13 protein-coding genes are annotated in these 14,545 nt (G+C 47.7%); 9 read left to right on the top strand and 4 right to left on the bottom strand.

What is annotated here, in order from left to right:
• The first annotated feature begins 275 nt into the window (after window positions 1-275).
• A complete protein-coding gene (locus tag EZV61_RS18995; protein ID WP_114336827.1) occupies window positions 276-1,736 on the top strand; it encodes a DUF1501 domain-containing protein in 1,461 nt (486 codons plus the stop codon).
• Window positions 1,736-4,468 carry a DUF1800 family protein gene (locus tag EZV61_RS18990; protein WP_131417569.1) on the top strand — a complete coding sequence of 911 codons (2,733 nt, stop codon included), beginning with the start codon at window positions 1,736-1,738 and terminating at the stop codon, window positions 4,466-4,468. Before EZV61_RS18995 ends, EZV61_RS18990 begins: the two co-directional genes overlap by 1 nt.
• A gap of 110 nt (window positions 4,469-4,578) precedes the next feature.
• Here the strand turns inward: EZV61_RS18990 and rlmF are convergent, their stop codons facing one another.
• Window positions 4,579-5,550 (bottom strand): 23S rRNA (adenine(1618)-N(6))-methyltransferase RlmF, encoded by a 972-nt coding sequence (rlmF, locus tag EZV61_RS18985; protein ID WP_131417567.1) that lies wholly within the window; start codon window positions 5,548-5,550, stop codon window positions 4,579-4,581.
• A gap of 383 nt (window positions 5,551-5,933) precedes the next feature.
• Between rlmF and EZV61_RS18980 the strand changes: the two genes are divergently transcribed.
• The 5 genes from EZV61_RS18980 to EZV61_RS18960 all read left to right on the top strand — a co-directional run bounded on the left by EZV61_RS18980 (window position 5,934) and on the right by EZV61_RS18960 (window position 9,689).
• Window positions 5,934-6,602 carry a cupin domain-containing protein gene (locus tag EZV61_RS18980; RefSeq protein ID WP_131417565.1) on the top strand — a complete coding sequence of 223 codons (669 nt, stop codon included), beginning with the start codon at window positions 5,934-5,936 and terminating at the stop codon, window positions 6,600-6,602.
• A gap of 118 nt (window positions 6,603-6,720) precedes the next feature.
• Complete coding sequence (locus tag EZV61_RS18975; protein ID WP_131417564.1) at window positions 6,721-7,323, top strand: YceI family protein; 603 nt, start codon at window positions 6,721-6,723, stop codon at window positions 7,321-7,323.
• Window positions 7,324-7,765: 442 nt separating this feature from the next.
• Window positions 7,766-8,455, top strand: coding sequence for an aquaporin Z (gene aqpZ, locus EZV61_RS18970; RefSeq protein ID WP_114336822.1), 690 nt, complete (start codon window positions 7,766-7,768; stop codon window positions 8,453-8,455).
• Between the two features lie 358 nt (window positions 8,456-8,813).
• The gene (locus EZV61_RS18965) at window positions 8,814-9,101 is read left to right on the top strand and encodes a putative quinol monooxygenase (RefSeq protein ID WP_114336821.1); all 288 of its coding nucleotides are present in this window, start codon (window positions 8,814-8,816) and stop codon (window positions 9,099-9,101) included.
• A 33-nt stretch (window positions 9,102-9,134) separates the two neighbouring features.
• The gene (locus EZV61_RS18960; protein WP_131417562.1) at window positions 9,135-9,689 is read left to right on the top strand and encodes a thioredoxin family protein; all 555 of its coding nucleotides are present in this window, start codon (window positions 9,135-9,137) and stop codon (window positions 9,687-9,689) included.
• Window positions 9,690-9,708: 19 nt separating this feature from the next.
• Here the strand turns inward: EZV61_RS18960 and EZV61_RS18955 are convergent, their stop codons facing one another.
• Entirely contained in the window at window positions 9,709-10,974 is a 1,266-nt protein-coding gene (locus EZV61_RS18955) for a Kelch repeat-containing protein (RefSeq protein WP_131417560.1), read from the bottom strand.
• A gap of 235 nt (window positions 10,975-11,209) precedes the next feature.
• Here EZV61_RS18955 and EZV61_RS18950 point away from each other — a divergent pair, with 235 nt between their 5' ends.
• Complete coding sequence (locus tag EZV61_RS18950; protein WP_131417558.1) at window positions 11,210-12,451, top strand: ABC transporter substrate-binding protein; 1,242 nt, start codon at window positions 11,210-11,212, stop codon at window positions 12,449-12,451.
• Window positions 12,452-12,496: 45 nt separating this feature from the next.
• Here the strand turns inward: EZV61_RS18950 and EZV61_RS18945 are convergent, their stop codons facing one another.
• Window positions 12,497-13,423 (bottom strand): DUF1684 domain-containing protein, encoded by a 927-nt coding sequence (locus EZV61_RS18945; protein ID WP_131417556.1) that lies wholly within the window; start codon window positions 13,421-13,423, stop codon window positions 12,497-12,499.
• 140 nt (window positions 13,424-13,563) lie between these two features.
• Between EZV61_RS18945 and EZV61_RS18940 the strand changes: the two genes are divergently transcribed.
• A complete protein-coding gene (locus EZV61_RS18940; RefSeq protein ID WP_114336816.1) occupies window positions 13,564-13,929 on the top strand; it encodes a cupin domain-containing protein in 366 nt (121 codons plus the stop codon).
• A 255-nt stretch (window positions 13,930-14,184) separates the two neighbouring features.
• Here the strand turns inward: EZV61_RS18940 and EZV61_RS18935 are convergent, their stop codons facing one another.
• The gene (locus EZV61_RS18935) at window positions 14,185-14,478 is read right to left on the bottom strand and encodes a hypothetical protein (protein WP_131417554.1); all 294 of its coding nucleotides are present in this window, start codon (window positions 14,476-14,478) and stop codon (window positions 14,185-14,187) included.
• Window positions 14,479-14,545 lie beyond the last annotated feature (67 nt).

The raw sequence follows: 14,545 nt of genomic DNA, 5'->3' as shown, positions 1-14,545 counted from the left end.
CTCGCCTATCATTAGGTGATTGATACCGCTAACAGCCTAACCCATTGAAAAATTGTGGATTTATTCGCCTGTCTACAGCCCCTATTTGTGTGAGTTACATCTCAATATCTGAAAAGTTGATTGATTTTCAACCGGCTCATCATTCATCTTACCTCGCCAATGTAACACCTTAATAACATTAGATTAACATTATTCAAGCGCTTCTTGCTGCACAGGAACAAGCCTTTTTGTTGTTTACGTCAACAACAAATACTCATGCTTATATGGATGATTTCATGAAAACTAAAATGTCTCGTCGAGACTTCATTATACAGTCAGCACAATCAGCGGCGGTGGCTACGGCCGCTGTATCTATTGGCTTGCCGGGGCTGCTGCAAGCGGCCGAGATGCAGAATGCTGATGCAGGTGATGATTATAAAGCGCTGGTATACATTTTTCTGGCTGGTGGTAACGACAGTTTCAATATGGTTGCCCCCAAGGAGGATGGTGTACTTCGTACGCGGTATGAAGAGAGCCGACAGAATGCTGCTCTTGCTAAAGAAGATCTTGTTGCATTGAATCTATCCGAACCGCCGCAGATTTATAATGATGAAAGTTACGATGGCTTCGGCATGCACCCACAGTGTACTGATATGGCCGATATGTTTAATGCTGGCGAAATGGGAGTTATCTGTAATGTGGGTAACCTACATGAGCCAACATCTCGGGAAGAGTTTTTAAGTGGTACGGTTACATTGCCGCCACAACTTTTTTCACACTCTGATCAGCAAAGGCAGTATCAAAGCGAACCAACGTCGCGCTTTAGCTATGGCTGGGGTGGACGTGTAGCTGAATTAGTAAGTGATAGGAATCCTGATTCGAAAGTTTCTCCGTTGATCTCTGTTGCGGGTCTTAATCCATTTCAAGTAAGTCGCGACTCTGAAGTAAATACATATGTGTTGAGTGATAAGGGGCAGGTCAGTCTCAGAGGTTTTTTTGCTGAACGCGAAGAGATGGTTGAGGCATATATGAATGCGGGCTCTTCGCATTTGATGTCGGAGAAGTATCAGCAGACCTTTAGATCAGGCATCACTGCGGGTGCGGTAGTGGCTGATGCGTTCAGTATCGCTGAAGCAAATAATACTGATTACGACGGGATATTCAGTGCGACAGGTGCTGATACAACGACTGTTGGCCGACAGCTGAAAACGGTGGCAAAAATGATCGCCGGACGAGCGAGCAGCACCAATCAGCGCCCCATTTTTTTCGTCAAGATGGGCGGATTTGATACCCACCAAAATATTTTGGCTGATCACAGTGCGTTGATGGAAGACCTCAACGCGGCGCTTAAGTCATTTCGCGATGCCTTAGTGAGCCAAAATGACTTCGATAAAGTTCTGAGCTATGTCGGTTCAGAATTTGGCCGTACATTTACGCCAAATGGCAATGATGCCGGTGCTGGTACAGACCACGGTTGGGGCGGGCATGCGCTTGTTTTAGGCGGAGCTGTGAATGGAAGTCGCTTCTTTGGTACACATCCTGATTTTCAGATGGGGCAGGGCTTAGATGCCGACAAGAACAAAGGTCGAGGGCGATGGATCCCAACAACGGCAACGTCACAATGTTCGGCTGTACTCGCCCATTGGTTGGGAACCCCTATGGATGAGCTGAGTTCGGTTTTTCCGTCGATGACTAACTTTCCCGACCCGTTTGCAGAGAGCACTAATTTGAATTTCTTAAATATGGGAGACGCGTAATGAATGGCTCTGTCTTGTTGCGTCTTCTGGTCGTTGCTTGGTTAGCATCAGGTTTGATTGCTTGTGGTGGTTCCGGTGGTAGTGACGACGATTCGGTTATTGTGCCCACGCCAGATCCTGATCCGACCCCAACACCGGACCCTGATCCAACACCGGACCCTGATCCGACACCGGACCCTGATCCGACACCGGACCCTGATCCAACGCCGGACCCCGATCCGACTCCGGACCCTGTGCCTGTAACGGTTTCTATATCAACTTTAACTGCTGAGGCGTATGAGCAAAGCAATGATATAGCCAAATTTATTGTTGAACGGGACAGCACCAACGGTTCATTCGCGCTGCCTTATCTCGTGGCCGGATCATCAGACCAAGCCGAGGGGTCTGCATCTGCTGCTGACTACGAGTTGGTTTACAGTGATGGTGGTGTTGTCGGTGCTGAAATTGAATTTTTGCAAAGTCAGAACCGGCGGGTGATTGAAGTTCTCCCTCTCCGTGACGGCTTGCACGAGGTGCCTGAAACCTTGTCGATAACCCTAGTCGCAAGTGAAGAGTATAAATTGGGCGCTAACACGACCGCTGAAATTGTCATTAGTGATGCCAAAAACACAACGGAAAACGCCAAAGTATTTATTGGTTTGTTCGGGCCTCAAGGCGAAGCAGTAACGACAGCAAGCGGCACCGTGAGTCTTATTTTGCAAGGTGATAATACCAAAGCAAAACTCAGCTATAACTTCTTCAATTTAAGCTCAGTACAAACCGATCAACATATTCATTTGTCACCATCGGGCACAATGATTAAGGATATCGAGACCTTAGGCCCATTAACTGGCTTTGAGTGGGATTTAGTCCCGGGTGGCATATTTGTTACCCGACAGGAGATGTTAGATGCTTTGTTTGCTGGAGAGTTGTTTTTAAACATCCATACGTCAAATTATCCAGCGGGCGAGATCAGTGCTCATTTTCGTTACGATGAAAGCGTAGAACCGCCAGAAGAGATAGAGTTAACGCCGGAAGATGTTGATCGGGATATTATTCGGTTTTTGACTCAGGCCACGTTCGGTGCAACACCAGCAGAGTATGAGGCATTGCGCAGCCAAATTGATTCAGCGGGAACGAATCGACTACAGGTTTATGATGCCTGGATTGAAGCGCAAATGATGGCGCCACAGACCTCTTTGTTAGCTTTGACCGATGCTTCTAATTCCGCATTTGAAACCCGAGGCTTTGAAGATCGCCAAGATGGTTTTTGGACTATAGCCACTTATGCTAAAGATCAACTGCGACAGCGGATGGCTTTTGCATTAAGTGAAATATTGGTTGTTTCAGACTCGGTAAATATACTGCGTAACGCACATCGCGGACTAGCCGATTATTGGGATTTGTTAGGCCAGAATGCATTTGGCTCATACCGGGATCTACTTGAAGATGCGTCACGGCATGCGACCATGGGGCAGTGGTTAAGTCACCTACGTAATAAGAAAGCCGATCCTGCTAGTGGTTATTATCCCGATGAAAACTATGCCCGTGAAGTGATGCAGCTATTTAGCTTTGGCTTGGTGCAACGGCAAAAGAATGGCGCTATCCGTCTAGGTAGTGATGGGCTTCCTGTTGCCACATACGACAATGAGGTCATTCAACAGATGGCTCGGGTCTTTACCGGCTTGGCCATGAGCGCCCGGAATATTGATGGAGAGATGGTCGACAATACCCAATTTGGTTTGGGCGGCGGTGGGGTGCCAGAGACTCAATATCGTTGGACTGAGCCGATGAAGTTCTTTCCTCAGCATCATGATTTTGGTGAAAAAATACTGTTTACCGATCAGGGTAAAACCTTGATCATCCCTGCTTCAAGCGATATGTCTGCAGAGGGCGCTGATGAGGAGCTCAGTAGCGTTATTACGGCTTTAGCGAGCCATTCCAGTGCAGCGCCTTATATTGGCCGAATATTGATACAGCGTTTGGTGACGTCCAATCCTAGTGCTGGCTATATCAAGCGAGTGTCTGATGCTTACGGTACGTCGGGTAATCTCAAGGCGATGGTCAAAGCGATCCTATTAGATCCGGAAGCCCGTAATCCGAGTGTGACGGCATCATCTACATTCGGCAAAGTGAAAGAGCCGATACTGCGAGCGACTGCGTTGATGCGACTCTTAACTGCATATTCAAGTATTCCGTTAGACGATTCTGAAAATGGCTTGAACTATGAGTTTGCGGATCGCTTTGATGCGGGCGCCACCATATTACGAGTAGGCAACTTTGATATCGGCCAGCGAGCATTAGGCGCTCCGACAGTCTTTAATTTCTTCCTGCCGGATTATTCGCCTGCCGGGGAACTAGCTGCCAATTCGTTGACCGCGCCAGAGTTAGAGCTAATGACCGAATCCCGTCAGTTTGCGACCTTGAATGCATTCGATAAGCTGATTGGCAATGGCTTGGTGCGAGGTACTGTCGATGATAGTGGTTCATATACCCTAGATCAGGCGAGGGTTAAATTAGATATCAGCCACCTAGAAATGCTTTGGGAAGGCAGTGACGGCGACGACGAAGTGAAAGCAGAGGCGGTGGTCGACTATCTCGATTTCTATCTAAATGCAGGCGCATTCGCAGTATTAGACAGTGAAACCAAGTCGATCATCGTATCGACGCTGGCAGACGCTCGCGAGTCAAAACGTTTTAATCTAGCGGTCTATGGCATGGTAAATGCGCCAGAGGTGCTAGTGCAGAAGTGATACCGCGAGACTTCTCATAGAATGAGCCTCCAATGGAGGCTCATTCTATTTCGGCTGAGACCGCCTCGTGCATCAAGATTATGAAGATGACAGCTTTCAGCGCTGCTACGTTAGCGGTAGGTCCAAGCTAGTACCCGTGTGATCTTATTGCCTTGAGCCATCTCTATCTCTCGAATGTCAGAGGCGCCAAGCTTACGCAGCCATTGCTTCGCCGGTTTTACATTGTCTATTTTAGATACCAAACTACTGAACCAGCGGCATTGAGATGAATAGTCGCGGCTCTCCTTGATGAGTTTTTTTAGAAACATGCGTTCCCCCCCTTTGCACCATAGCTCTGCCTCCTGCCCACCGAAATTTAGAGCGGGTGAGGCAATGTTAACTTTGCCTGCGGCATCGTCGACGCCCCGATGACGAGCGAGATTGTTTAGTTTTTGCTGACTGCCTTTACGTGCTTCTTCTGGTGAAGCGTGAAACGGTGGATTACACACGCTGATATCGAAAATTTCACCGGGTTGAATGATCCCTTTGAAGAATTGATTCTTATCAGTCTGTAGGCGCACAGAGAAGCGCTCTTTTAGTGCCGGATTGTTGTTGATGATGATGGCGACATTATCGAGTGATTGGGAATTGATATCGCTGCCTACGCAGTGCCAGTGGTAAGTTTGGCAAGCCAGTACCGGATAAATGCCACTGGCACCGGTGCCAATATCTAGCATGGATATTGTCGGCCCGTCTTTGGTTTGACCCTTTGATGGCTCATCAATGCCAAGCAACTCAGCGACATAATGGATGTAATCTACTCTGCCGGGGATTGGTGGACACAGAGCGCCGTCAGGGATATCCCAATCCGTCGTATGGTAATAGGTCTTTAGTAGCGCAGCATTGAGAGCTTTTACTGCCTTTGGATCGGCAAATTGAATGGACAGGTTGCCGTGTGCGTTGGGCTTAACGTGGGGTTCCAGTGGCGGATAACTCTTCACCAGAAGAGGAAAGTCATACCCTCTTTTGTGTTTATTCCTCGGGTGTAGTCCTTTGCTATCTGTGCGGGATTGACGTTTATTTCTTGACAGGTTTTTGCGCAATGTCAGGTGTCCGAGGTGGTTTATGAAGGAGCGGGGTATCCTAATTAACTGGATTATACCGCGATTAGCTTAGCGCTGTGTGAGTAACTAAATGGTTGTTGCATTGACTAAAGAGCCTTCTTGGTAACCACAGGATTATAACTAAGTGAGCGGTCATGTTAATTTTCGATCCGGTATTAAAAGTACTAAATGAGTCAGCTTATGTCATTGCTGAGACGTTGAGAACGAATAATCGGCAGCCATTGATTTGTAGTGTTGGCAGCCTTTGCTTTTACTGTGCAGGTGCAGGTGCAAGGCTGTGGCTAATCAGTCGAGTCGATGACGTGGCAACGACTAACCGCATCCGGAGAGTGTGACATCTTGAGTAAGCGCAGGGGTAACAGATGCTGAACATGAACTTTAAACAAGCAGTGGTGATCAACGTTGCAGAGTTGGATTGGATCGCCAGTCCCTCTGTTGGTGTGCTGCGTAAGCCTCTGGCGCGTGATGATAAGGAGGCGGGACATGTGACCAGTATCGTTAGGTATGAAGCTGGATCGTGCTTTAGTCCGCACCCACACCCTTTAGGAGAAGAGATTTTTGTACTCGACGGTGTGTTTTCTGATGAGAGCGGTGATTATGGTGCGGGTACATATTTGCGTCACCCACCAGGGAGTGCCCATGCACCGTTTAGTGAGCAGGGGTGTACCATTTTCGTTAAGTTAAACCAGTTTGATAGTCGCGATGGGCAAACGGTACGTATCGACACTTCGACGAGCCCCTGGCAACCGGGTATTGGTGGCTTAGAGGTGATGCCGCTGCATCAATTTGAACATGAGCATATTGCTTTGGTCAGATGGCCTGCGGGTGAGCGCTTTCAGCCCCACCGTCACTTTGGCGGAGAAGAGATATTGGTTTTATCGGGCGAATTTAAGGATGAGCACGGTAGTTATCCTAAGGGCACTTGGATAAGAAGCCCGCACATGAGCCAGCACTATCCGTTTGTTGAAGAGGAAACAATTATCTTGGTGAAAACCGGGCATTTGCCCTTTGATCCTTACAGCATCAGTTGAGATTGTTTTGTCAGATGTCGTTAAAGTTAGGGTACTATGTTGAGTATATTGACGGTATTGGCGCAAGCTATTTGCTTCTGCTGCCTCTAGTCAAAGGTGCGATGGTAAGGGAATAACGATGAAAAGTAGATTTTTGATATGGTGTTTGGCGCTGTTTATTTCGGCCCCTGTGTTGGCTGAATGGCAGCTGATGAACGACCAATCGGTAGTGAGTTTTGTCTCGATTAAGAAAAATTCAGTTGGTGAAGTTCATCAGTTTAAGCAAATCTCTGGTAGCGTTGTGGAAAGTGGTGCGGTCAATTTAGTGATTGACCTGAGTAGTGTCGAAACCAATATTCCGATAAGAAATGATCGCATGAAGGAGCTGCTGTTTGAGGTGGCATCCTTTGCTACCGCTGACGCTAGCGGGGTGATCCCCATTAGCCGCCTTTCTGCGATGAAGGCGGGAGACAGTTACAATCTGTCGGTTCCGTTGAGACTGTCACTGCATGGAAAAGAAAAACAGTTTACCGCAGAGCTGACGATGACCCGCCTTAGCAAAGATAGATTGTTGGTGACCTCATTTAAACCTGTAGTGATCTCCGCTAAAGATTTTAACTTAGAGACGGGCATCGAAGCGTTGAGAAAAATAGCCAATTTGTCAGATATAGCGACAGCCGTACCGGTTTCCGTTAGTTTGGTTTTTCAGCGGCAAAGGCGTGTTGGAAGACAAATTGATTAAGTCAGTAGGCTGATGACAAACCGCGTCTGATATTGCTCCTCCTTCCATTGTTAGCCCCTTCGGGGGCTATTCTCTTTGGTCAACTGACTACTTTGCCCCCCAAACTTATATGACCCCGTTGATAGCCCCCTAATTGCACTGCTTGCACAGGTCAGGCTGGCGATGGGCGCTGGTGGCCGATGTTAAATCATCGAAGTTTTTCTGTTTGCTTGGTGCAATAACTCCTCTCGCAACAAAATTGAGTGGTGGCAGCCCAGATCCACTTGATCATAGGAGTAATACTCTTTATGCCGGCATGGATCAGCATTCAAATCGGTAATTACCGAGATAACATGCTGAATTAGCAACCCATTCCTGAAACTTCCTTCTACACTTGAATCTGTTGTGTGGTGGAATGCGCATAGCGTCAGGGTTGAAGGATTTTTATATAAGGGTTGAACGGATGAAAAAATATATTGCGGAACTGGTTGGTACATTCTGGCTGGTACTCGGTGGTTGTGGTAGCGCGGTATTGGCGGCTGCATTTCCAGATGTGGGTATTGGTTTGCTTGGTGTATCGCTGGCGTTCGGTTTGACGGTACTCACGATGGCGTATGCCATTGGCCATATTTCCGGGTGTCATCTTAATCCTGCGGTTTCTATTGGTCTTTGGGCCGGAGGGCGTTTTCCGGCAAGTGATCTACTGCCATATATTGTCGCTCAGGTGATTGGTGGCTTAGCTGCGGGTGGTGTGCTGTTTGTTATCGCCAGTGGCGCTGTCGGTTTTGATGTCTCCTCTGGTTTTGCTTCTAATGGTTTCGGCGCACATTCCCCCGGTGGTTACTCATTAACCGCGGCGCTGGTGTGTGAAGTCGTGATGACCATGATGTTCCTGTTTGTGATTATGGGCTCTACTGATTCCCGAGCGCCTGCTGGATTGGCTCCCATAGCTATTGGCTTGTGTCTGACGCTTATTCATTTGATCTCTATTCCGGTGACTAATACCTCGGTTAATCCGGCACGTAGTACCGGTGTCGCACTTTATGTCGGTGATTGGGCCGTTAGCCAGCTGTGGCTATTTTGGGTTGCTCCCATCGTTGGTGCGGTGATTGGTGCTGTGATCTACCGTTTTGTTGCCAGTGGTGATGAATAGTTATTAACGCGCTATTTAGCTAAAAATCCCGTCATTGTGCGGGATTTTTAGTTGTGCCTCTGCTTGGCGACCTATCACTAATAGATATTGCGCCTGTCGGCATCATTCGTAGCAGAGTGGTGACGGATCATTATTAAAATATATTTGATAATGATTCATTATTTTCCCTATTTTAATAGTCTCAATTAAAAACTATGCTTTCATCTGTTGGCGCATCGGCGACCGGATGACCACCTTGGTTCAAGTAATAAAGCGTTTATGCTGGGTAAGCGCAGAGGTGTTTTTCGTGATTAAACGAAGCGTACTCATGGCTGATTAAATCAACCCACATAAGGGTTAACCCGAAGAGGAAACAGAGATGGCCCTAACTATCGTTGCTAATATTATCGCTAAAGCAGAAAAAGTAGATTTGGTGAAAGCTGAGCTTTTAAAGTTGATTGATGTCACCCGAGCCGAGCAGGGTTGCATCAACTATGACCTGCATCAGGACAATGAAAACCCAGCACACTTTATGTTTTATGAAAATTGGGAAACTCGTGAATTGTGGCAGACCCACATGGGCAACAAGCACTTGGCTGACTACATGGCCGCAACAGAGGGCGCTGTAGACGAATTTACACTCAATGAGATGACAATCGTCTCATAGGTTGGCCTGTTCGAAACATGGAGAATTTCAGCGATGCTACTTGATACACCTACCTGTGACTTTGGCTGGAAAGCGCCAGACTTCACCTTACAAGATATTGATGGCAATCGTTTTAGTATGCGTGAACAGCTCGGCGATAAAGGCTTATTGATTGCTTTTATATGTAACCATTGCCCTTATGTTCAGCGCATCGCTGAGCGTTTAGCACAAGACACCGATCTGTTGATGGCTGAGGGGATTAATGTGTTAGCGGTGATGTCCAATGACTACCAATCGGTTCCGGCTGACTCGCCAGAAAAGATGAAAGTTTTTGCTAAAAAATATGGCTTCAATTTTCCCTATTTAGTTGATGAAGAGCAATTGGTTGGACAGGCATACGGCGCGATCTGCACGCCTGATTTCTTTGGTCTGAATTGCCACGGAGAATTGCAGTACCGTGGCCGGTTAGACGATGCTGGAATGGGACAACATTCGGGTCGGGTTGCCGAACTGATAAATGCCATGAGAATGATTGCGGAGACAGGTGTGGGGCCGAAAGAACAACACCCCAGCATGGGGTGTTCAATTAAATGGCGTGACACAATGTAGCCACTTTGGTGATGACTGTTTAGCGAAAATGTTCAGAAGCATAGCGCCAAACATCATTATCAACCCGGAGATAATTGGCAGGATCGGAGAAATCGAAAGTTTCCCGATCCCCGCCGAATGTATAAATTGCCTGCGTTTGCCCCCAATATCCCTGTTTGTCGACTAAGACCGCGAAATCGTATTTAATCTCACTGGGGCTGAGGCTATTCCACGGAGAGTCGCTGACTTTCCGCCAGTGTAACCCGTGACGACTTACCCAAATATCTTGCGGGTTTTGCGGCAGGCCAAAACCACCGAAGCAGACAATATGGTGGTACAAAGTTGCACATTGATGACCTGGACGCGCTGACCAAGCTGCATCTGCGGTTACTAACTCCCAGTTTTTGCCATTTCGAGATCGCCATACATCATTGAAGTAGGGTGGTTTACAGCTAGGCTGGGGCTGACAAAGAAAGCCATTTTCACCCCCTAGCAGGTAGATATAGCCATCTTTGGTTAACGCTACAGCGCCTGCTCGAGGTTCCCATGGTGCATTGTCGGTGAGCTGTTTCCACTCTTTACCATCGCGACTACTCCATACATCATTAAAGTATTTTCGTGCGGGGCCGTTGGGGCCGACAATCGCTGTGTCGTCGTTTTTGGAGCCTGCGATTACAAATATTCGATTGCGCATGACGACAGCACTGAGCCCTGCGCGGCCTTGCCACGGTGCGTTGGCCGTCATCAACTGCCACTCTTTGCCATTTTTACTCCGCCACACATCATTAAAAAAGTCCGATGAAGGCATCTGCTCCTGACATGTTGGGACATCGTTGGGGCAGGGGGCCAGATTGAAATTCTGCCCTCCCAATACATAGATATAGCGGCCTTTGGTGACGGCTTTGAAGTAAGCTCGGGCTGGCCAATGCTCCTGGTCATTGCTGCCGACAACCTGATCCCAGCTTATTCCTTTGTCTTGGCTGACCCATACATCCCCCCAAATGACACTATCGCCTGGAATGGTAGAATTGTTCGGTGTTCTTCCCCCCATAAGAAAGAACTTTCTGCCTAATTTAACGACTTGCAGTCCGGCTCTGGGCGACCAACGCGCTGCCGCGTTTACCTCATGCCAGTGGTAATTTTCAAAGCTAAGCAAAGACTTATGCCCCTGTTTAGCTAAGTAGGAAACGATTTGCACTAATAATGCACTTGCGGTGGTTCTATCTTGATCAGCGTTACTTTGAAAGGAGGGTAAAAACAGCAGCGTAATAAGCAATAATCGACTAATTTTCGCGCTCAAAAACATGGGAGGCCTCACCTTGTTAGGTATTCACCTCCTTGTGTCTTTATTTGCTTCTTTATCTGTTTACTGAAAACGTTGTTAAGTGGACTGCGTCAATCTAACTGACTGATAATTCCTAGTTTGATTAAAATGTAGTCAACAACGAGGAAAGTGCAACAAAGCACAAAAATGCTCTCTGGATCCCGTTTGCCATCGATGTATTGCAACAAATTGTTGAGCATCTGCCATATTAGAATGGATGCGAATACTACAACTCACACTGTCACTTGGACTGCTTCTTTTTTACTCGGCACTTTCTGCCGAGCCGCTTACGTTGGCAACGATGCCGGTCAGCGAACAGCAAAACCGCGCTTTGTTAAATGAGATCATGCGGTTTCGCGAACTGAATCCGCAACACCAAGTTAGCGTTAGGCATTATGGCCATGAAGAGTACAAACGTTTGTTGCCCAGTATGTTGGCAGGGCAACATGGCGACGCCGATGTTTTCTTCTGGTTTGCTGGTACGCCAATGGATGTTCTAGCAAGCAAGCAGTTGTTAGCGCCACTGGATAAGTTATGGCCGTCAGCCGAATGGCCGCATAAGTTTTCCCCAGGTGTGTTAAGCAGCGTAAGCAGTGATGGCCATATTTATGGTTTGCCGTTTTCACATTACGGTTGGGGCTTCTACTATCAAAAATCGCTGTTTAAACGCCTAGACTTGCAGCCGCCCCAAACTTGGCCAGCGTTCCTGGCCGTGGCCGAAAAGCTCATTGACGCCGGGGTTACGCCGTTTGCTTTAGGTAGCAAGCATCCTTGGACGCTAGCGGGCTGGTTTGATTACTTGAATATGCGAGTGAATGGACCCGCGTTTCACCAGCAGTTATTGCAGGGCAAGGTAAGTTTTACCGATCCGCGAGTGACTAAGACGTTTCTTCATTGGCGACAACTATTAGACAAAGGCTATTTTCCAGAACGGCACGCTAGTTATAGCTGGGATGAAGTGCTACCGCTGTTCTTTCGTCAACGAACCGGCATGCTGCTTATGGGCAGCTTTTTCGTTAATCAGATCCCCGATCAGCTCCAGCCAGACATTGGATTTTTTCCGTTTCCTACCATAACGCCTGATCTGTCAGTGGGGGAGAATGCACCGACCGATATCTTGTTGGTTAAGAGAGGCGGGATGGTCAACCCTGCCGTGAGTGCGTTTCTTCGACACATGGGCGATCCCGTTGTACAGAGTCGGGTGAATGCGGCGATCATGACATTGCCGCCTCATCGAATGGCGAGCATGCCTGATAACCCTGTACTGCAAAGTAGTGCGCAGGCATTACAAGAAGCGGATCAGTTGTTTCAGTTTTTTGATCGAGAGGCATCACCTGAATTAACGAAACAGGCGTTAGATTCGTTTGCAGAGTTTATGCGCAACCCACAGGGCCTGGCGAACCTGTTAGCAAAGTTGGAACGCCAGCGTCTTAGCGAACTGCAGGAAAACAACAAGTAGTGAGCCAGCTCCGCCTTAACAATACAATCTTCTTAATCGCGAGTTCTATTCGTAGTCGTAGGGTAGCTTTTCGCCTGCTGTAATAGCGAGTTCAAGGGGGCTGTCCCAAATAATTGGGCAGTTCCAGAATGTACTGTGGGCACAATTGAGATTAAACGTGTAGTTAAAATCGATGATGAAGCCTTCGCTTGGGGCTTGTGCCAATTTCACAACGAGTTCGCGTCCACCACCATAGGTGGTGTCACCATTGGTTTGGTCTTTAAACAGGAACAGCAGGTAATCAAGCGGGGGCTCTCCTGATTCGTGATAAGCCGACATCGTGACGGATTCACCGTCTAATTTGAAAGCCACAGTTCCCACTCTCACCAGTGTGTTTGTTAGCCCTTGCACCGTTTGAAAAGAGACGGTGTTAAGTTCCTCCGCTGCAGTGAAGCTGGCAGTGGTACGCATTTTGGGGTTGTAATCGTAGTAGTGGTGGCCTTTAAAGTTTTCTACTTTGGGATGGTTAGGATCACGGATAAACGCGCGCAAACCACTGTCGTGCAAGGCGCCAACGGTGATAAATAGCTCATCATTAGGAAGCGAGAATTTTTCATCCGCCGTTATTAGACGAAACTTGCCCTTTTCCGATATCAGCGCATTTTCACCATCAAATGAGAGGGTTAACCGTGAGCTGTTTGCTATCTCATTGCTTTTGTCTTCTTCCTGCCAGAGAACCTGTTCGGCACCTAGGCTGATATCTAAGCTAACTGTGTCTCCGGGGCGCATATAGCGGGCATCGCGGATATTGAGAAAAGAGTGCTGGCCATCTTTGCTGTGACTGTTCTCTTTTTCTACCCATGCTTGCCAGTTCGCCGCGTCTTGTATTTGTGCTTCCGTTAAAGGGCGTTCACAAGCACTTAATAGCAATAACGCTGAGAGGCTCAGCCCACAGATAGCTAGCTTGGGTGAAGTGGCGACACTGAACTGCATGGGGAATTTCCTTATATTTCTTGATGCAGTTTAAGCTAAAGCATCTTTTAACTGCTGACCAGCGAGAGAATTTGTCTCTGTGAACTGATTTCGATCCTAAGATTGAAGGTGAGACCTTAATCAAATGACAGGTGCCCACCATGAGAAGTCACGATTTATCCGCTGCCCTTAAAAGAACGGCTGATTGGGTGAGTGAAAACGGTGATGCTGAATTTTGGATCCTCGATACTATTGACGATGGCAGAGTATGGATGGGGCGCTTTAAAGGTGTCTCCCCCTGGACTTGCCATCCAGATGCGGATGCGTTGATCCACCAGTTAGAAGGTGAAGCTACGATTGTTGTTAGGGTCGCTGATACTAACCAGAAGCATCTGTTAAAAAGTGGCCAGTTGTTTGTGGTCAGACAGCATCTTTGGTATCGCATAGAATCAAACGGATTGTCGTTACAGTACGGTACCAACCGTGGCGAAACGCTGCATTCAGAACTACCAGAAAAGACACATTGAATAGCTAGTAAAGGCGCCGCCCAAGCCCGACTGTAGGGATCGAACGAGGGCGGCTTATGGTCGACTGCTCCACTTTTTCGGCACCTGATCCCTGGTGAGTGGAGAGCGGGTATATATAAACAAGAAAATGTGCAGACAATATGCACATCTCTACGAAGACGGCTTTTTATTTAACGGGGGAGTTTTTTATCTAACGGGGAGACAAGGGGCTATGGTCAATGAAAAATCACCCAACAGCCCCTTGCAGTCAAATTGCTAAGCAGGAACAGCGCTAGCAATTTGTATTGCCGATTTGGCTGATTTGAACAACCTCTCTAATGTCAGTCGCAGTACCCAACGGATAAAAGTGTATGTAAGGTCGGCAGCTTTGACCGCTTTCTTGTTTCCTGCAAATGTCAGCATACAACCGAGTAATCCCAGCTCTTGCTCTGCATAAACAGGGGACATACGGGCGATGTCTTCCAATTTTTGTGCGATCACATCGTAGATAGTTAGTGTTGTACCGATTGCCGCTTGAGCAACAACCGCTGTATAAAAGCGGCCCTTCACTAATTAGAGTGGGTAGGTGCCAAGTCCAGCCCACCGAAATGAAACATAATTGCCCGCTTATAACGCT

The sequence above is a fragment of the Corallincola luteus genome, assembly GCF_004336975.1.
Lineage (GTDB): Bacteria > Pseudomonadota > Gammaproteobacteria > Enterobacterales > Neiellaceae > Corallincola > Corallincola holothuriorum.
This window is presented reverse-complemented; position numbering and strand designations above follow the sequence as displayed.

What these genes read in the sequence shown, in the direction of transcription:
- EZV61_RS18980 (WP_131417565.1), top strand. Translation starts at nt 5,934, where the DNA reads ATGCTGAACATGAACTTTAAACAAGCAGTGGTGATCAACGTTGCAGAG.
- EZV61_RS18945 (WP_131417556.1), bottom strand. Translation starts at nt 13,423, where the DNA reads ATGCAGTTCAGTGTCGCCACTTCACCCAAGCTAGCTATCTGTGGGCTG.
- EZV61_RS18940 (WP_114336816.1), top strand. Translation starts at nt 13,564, where the DNA reads ATGAGAAGTCACGATTTATCCGCTGCCCTTAAAAGAACGGCTGATTGG.
- EZV61_RS18960 (WP_131417562.1), top strand. Translation starts at nt 9,135, where the DNA reads ATGCTACTTGATACACCTACCTGTGACTTTGGCTGGAAAGCGCCAGAC.
- aqpZ (WP_114336822.1), top strand. Translation starts at nt 7,766, where the DNA reads ATGAAAAAATATATTGCGGAACTGGTTGGTACATTCTGGCTGGTACTC.
- EZV61_RS18950 (WP_131417558.1), top strand. Translation starts at nt 11,210, where the DNA reads ATGCGAATACTACAACTCACACTGTCACTTGGACTGCTTCTTTTTTAC.
- EZV61_RS18975 (WP_131417564.1), top strand. Translation starts at nt 6,721, where the DNA reads ATGAAAAGTAGATTTTTGATATGGTGTTTGGCGCTGTTTATTTCGGCC.
- EZV61_RS18955 (WP_131417560.1), bottom strand. Translation starts at nt 10,974, where the DNA reads ATGTTTTTGAGCGCGAAAATTAGTCGATTATTGCTTATTACGCTGCTG.
- EZV61_RS18965 (WP_114336821.1), top strand. Translation starts at nt 8,814, where the DNA reads ATGGCCCTAACTATCGTTGCTAATATTATCGCTAAAGCAGAAAAAGTA.
- EZV61_RS18990 (WP_131417569.1), top strand. Translation starts at nt 1,736, where the DNA reads ATGAATGGCTCTGTCTTGTTGCGTCTTCTGGTCGTTGCTTGGTTAGCA.
- EZV61_RS18995 (WP_114336827.1), top strand. Translation starts at nt 276, where the DNA reads ATGAAAACTAAAATGTCTCGTCGAGACTTCATTATACAGTCAGCACAA.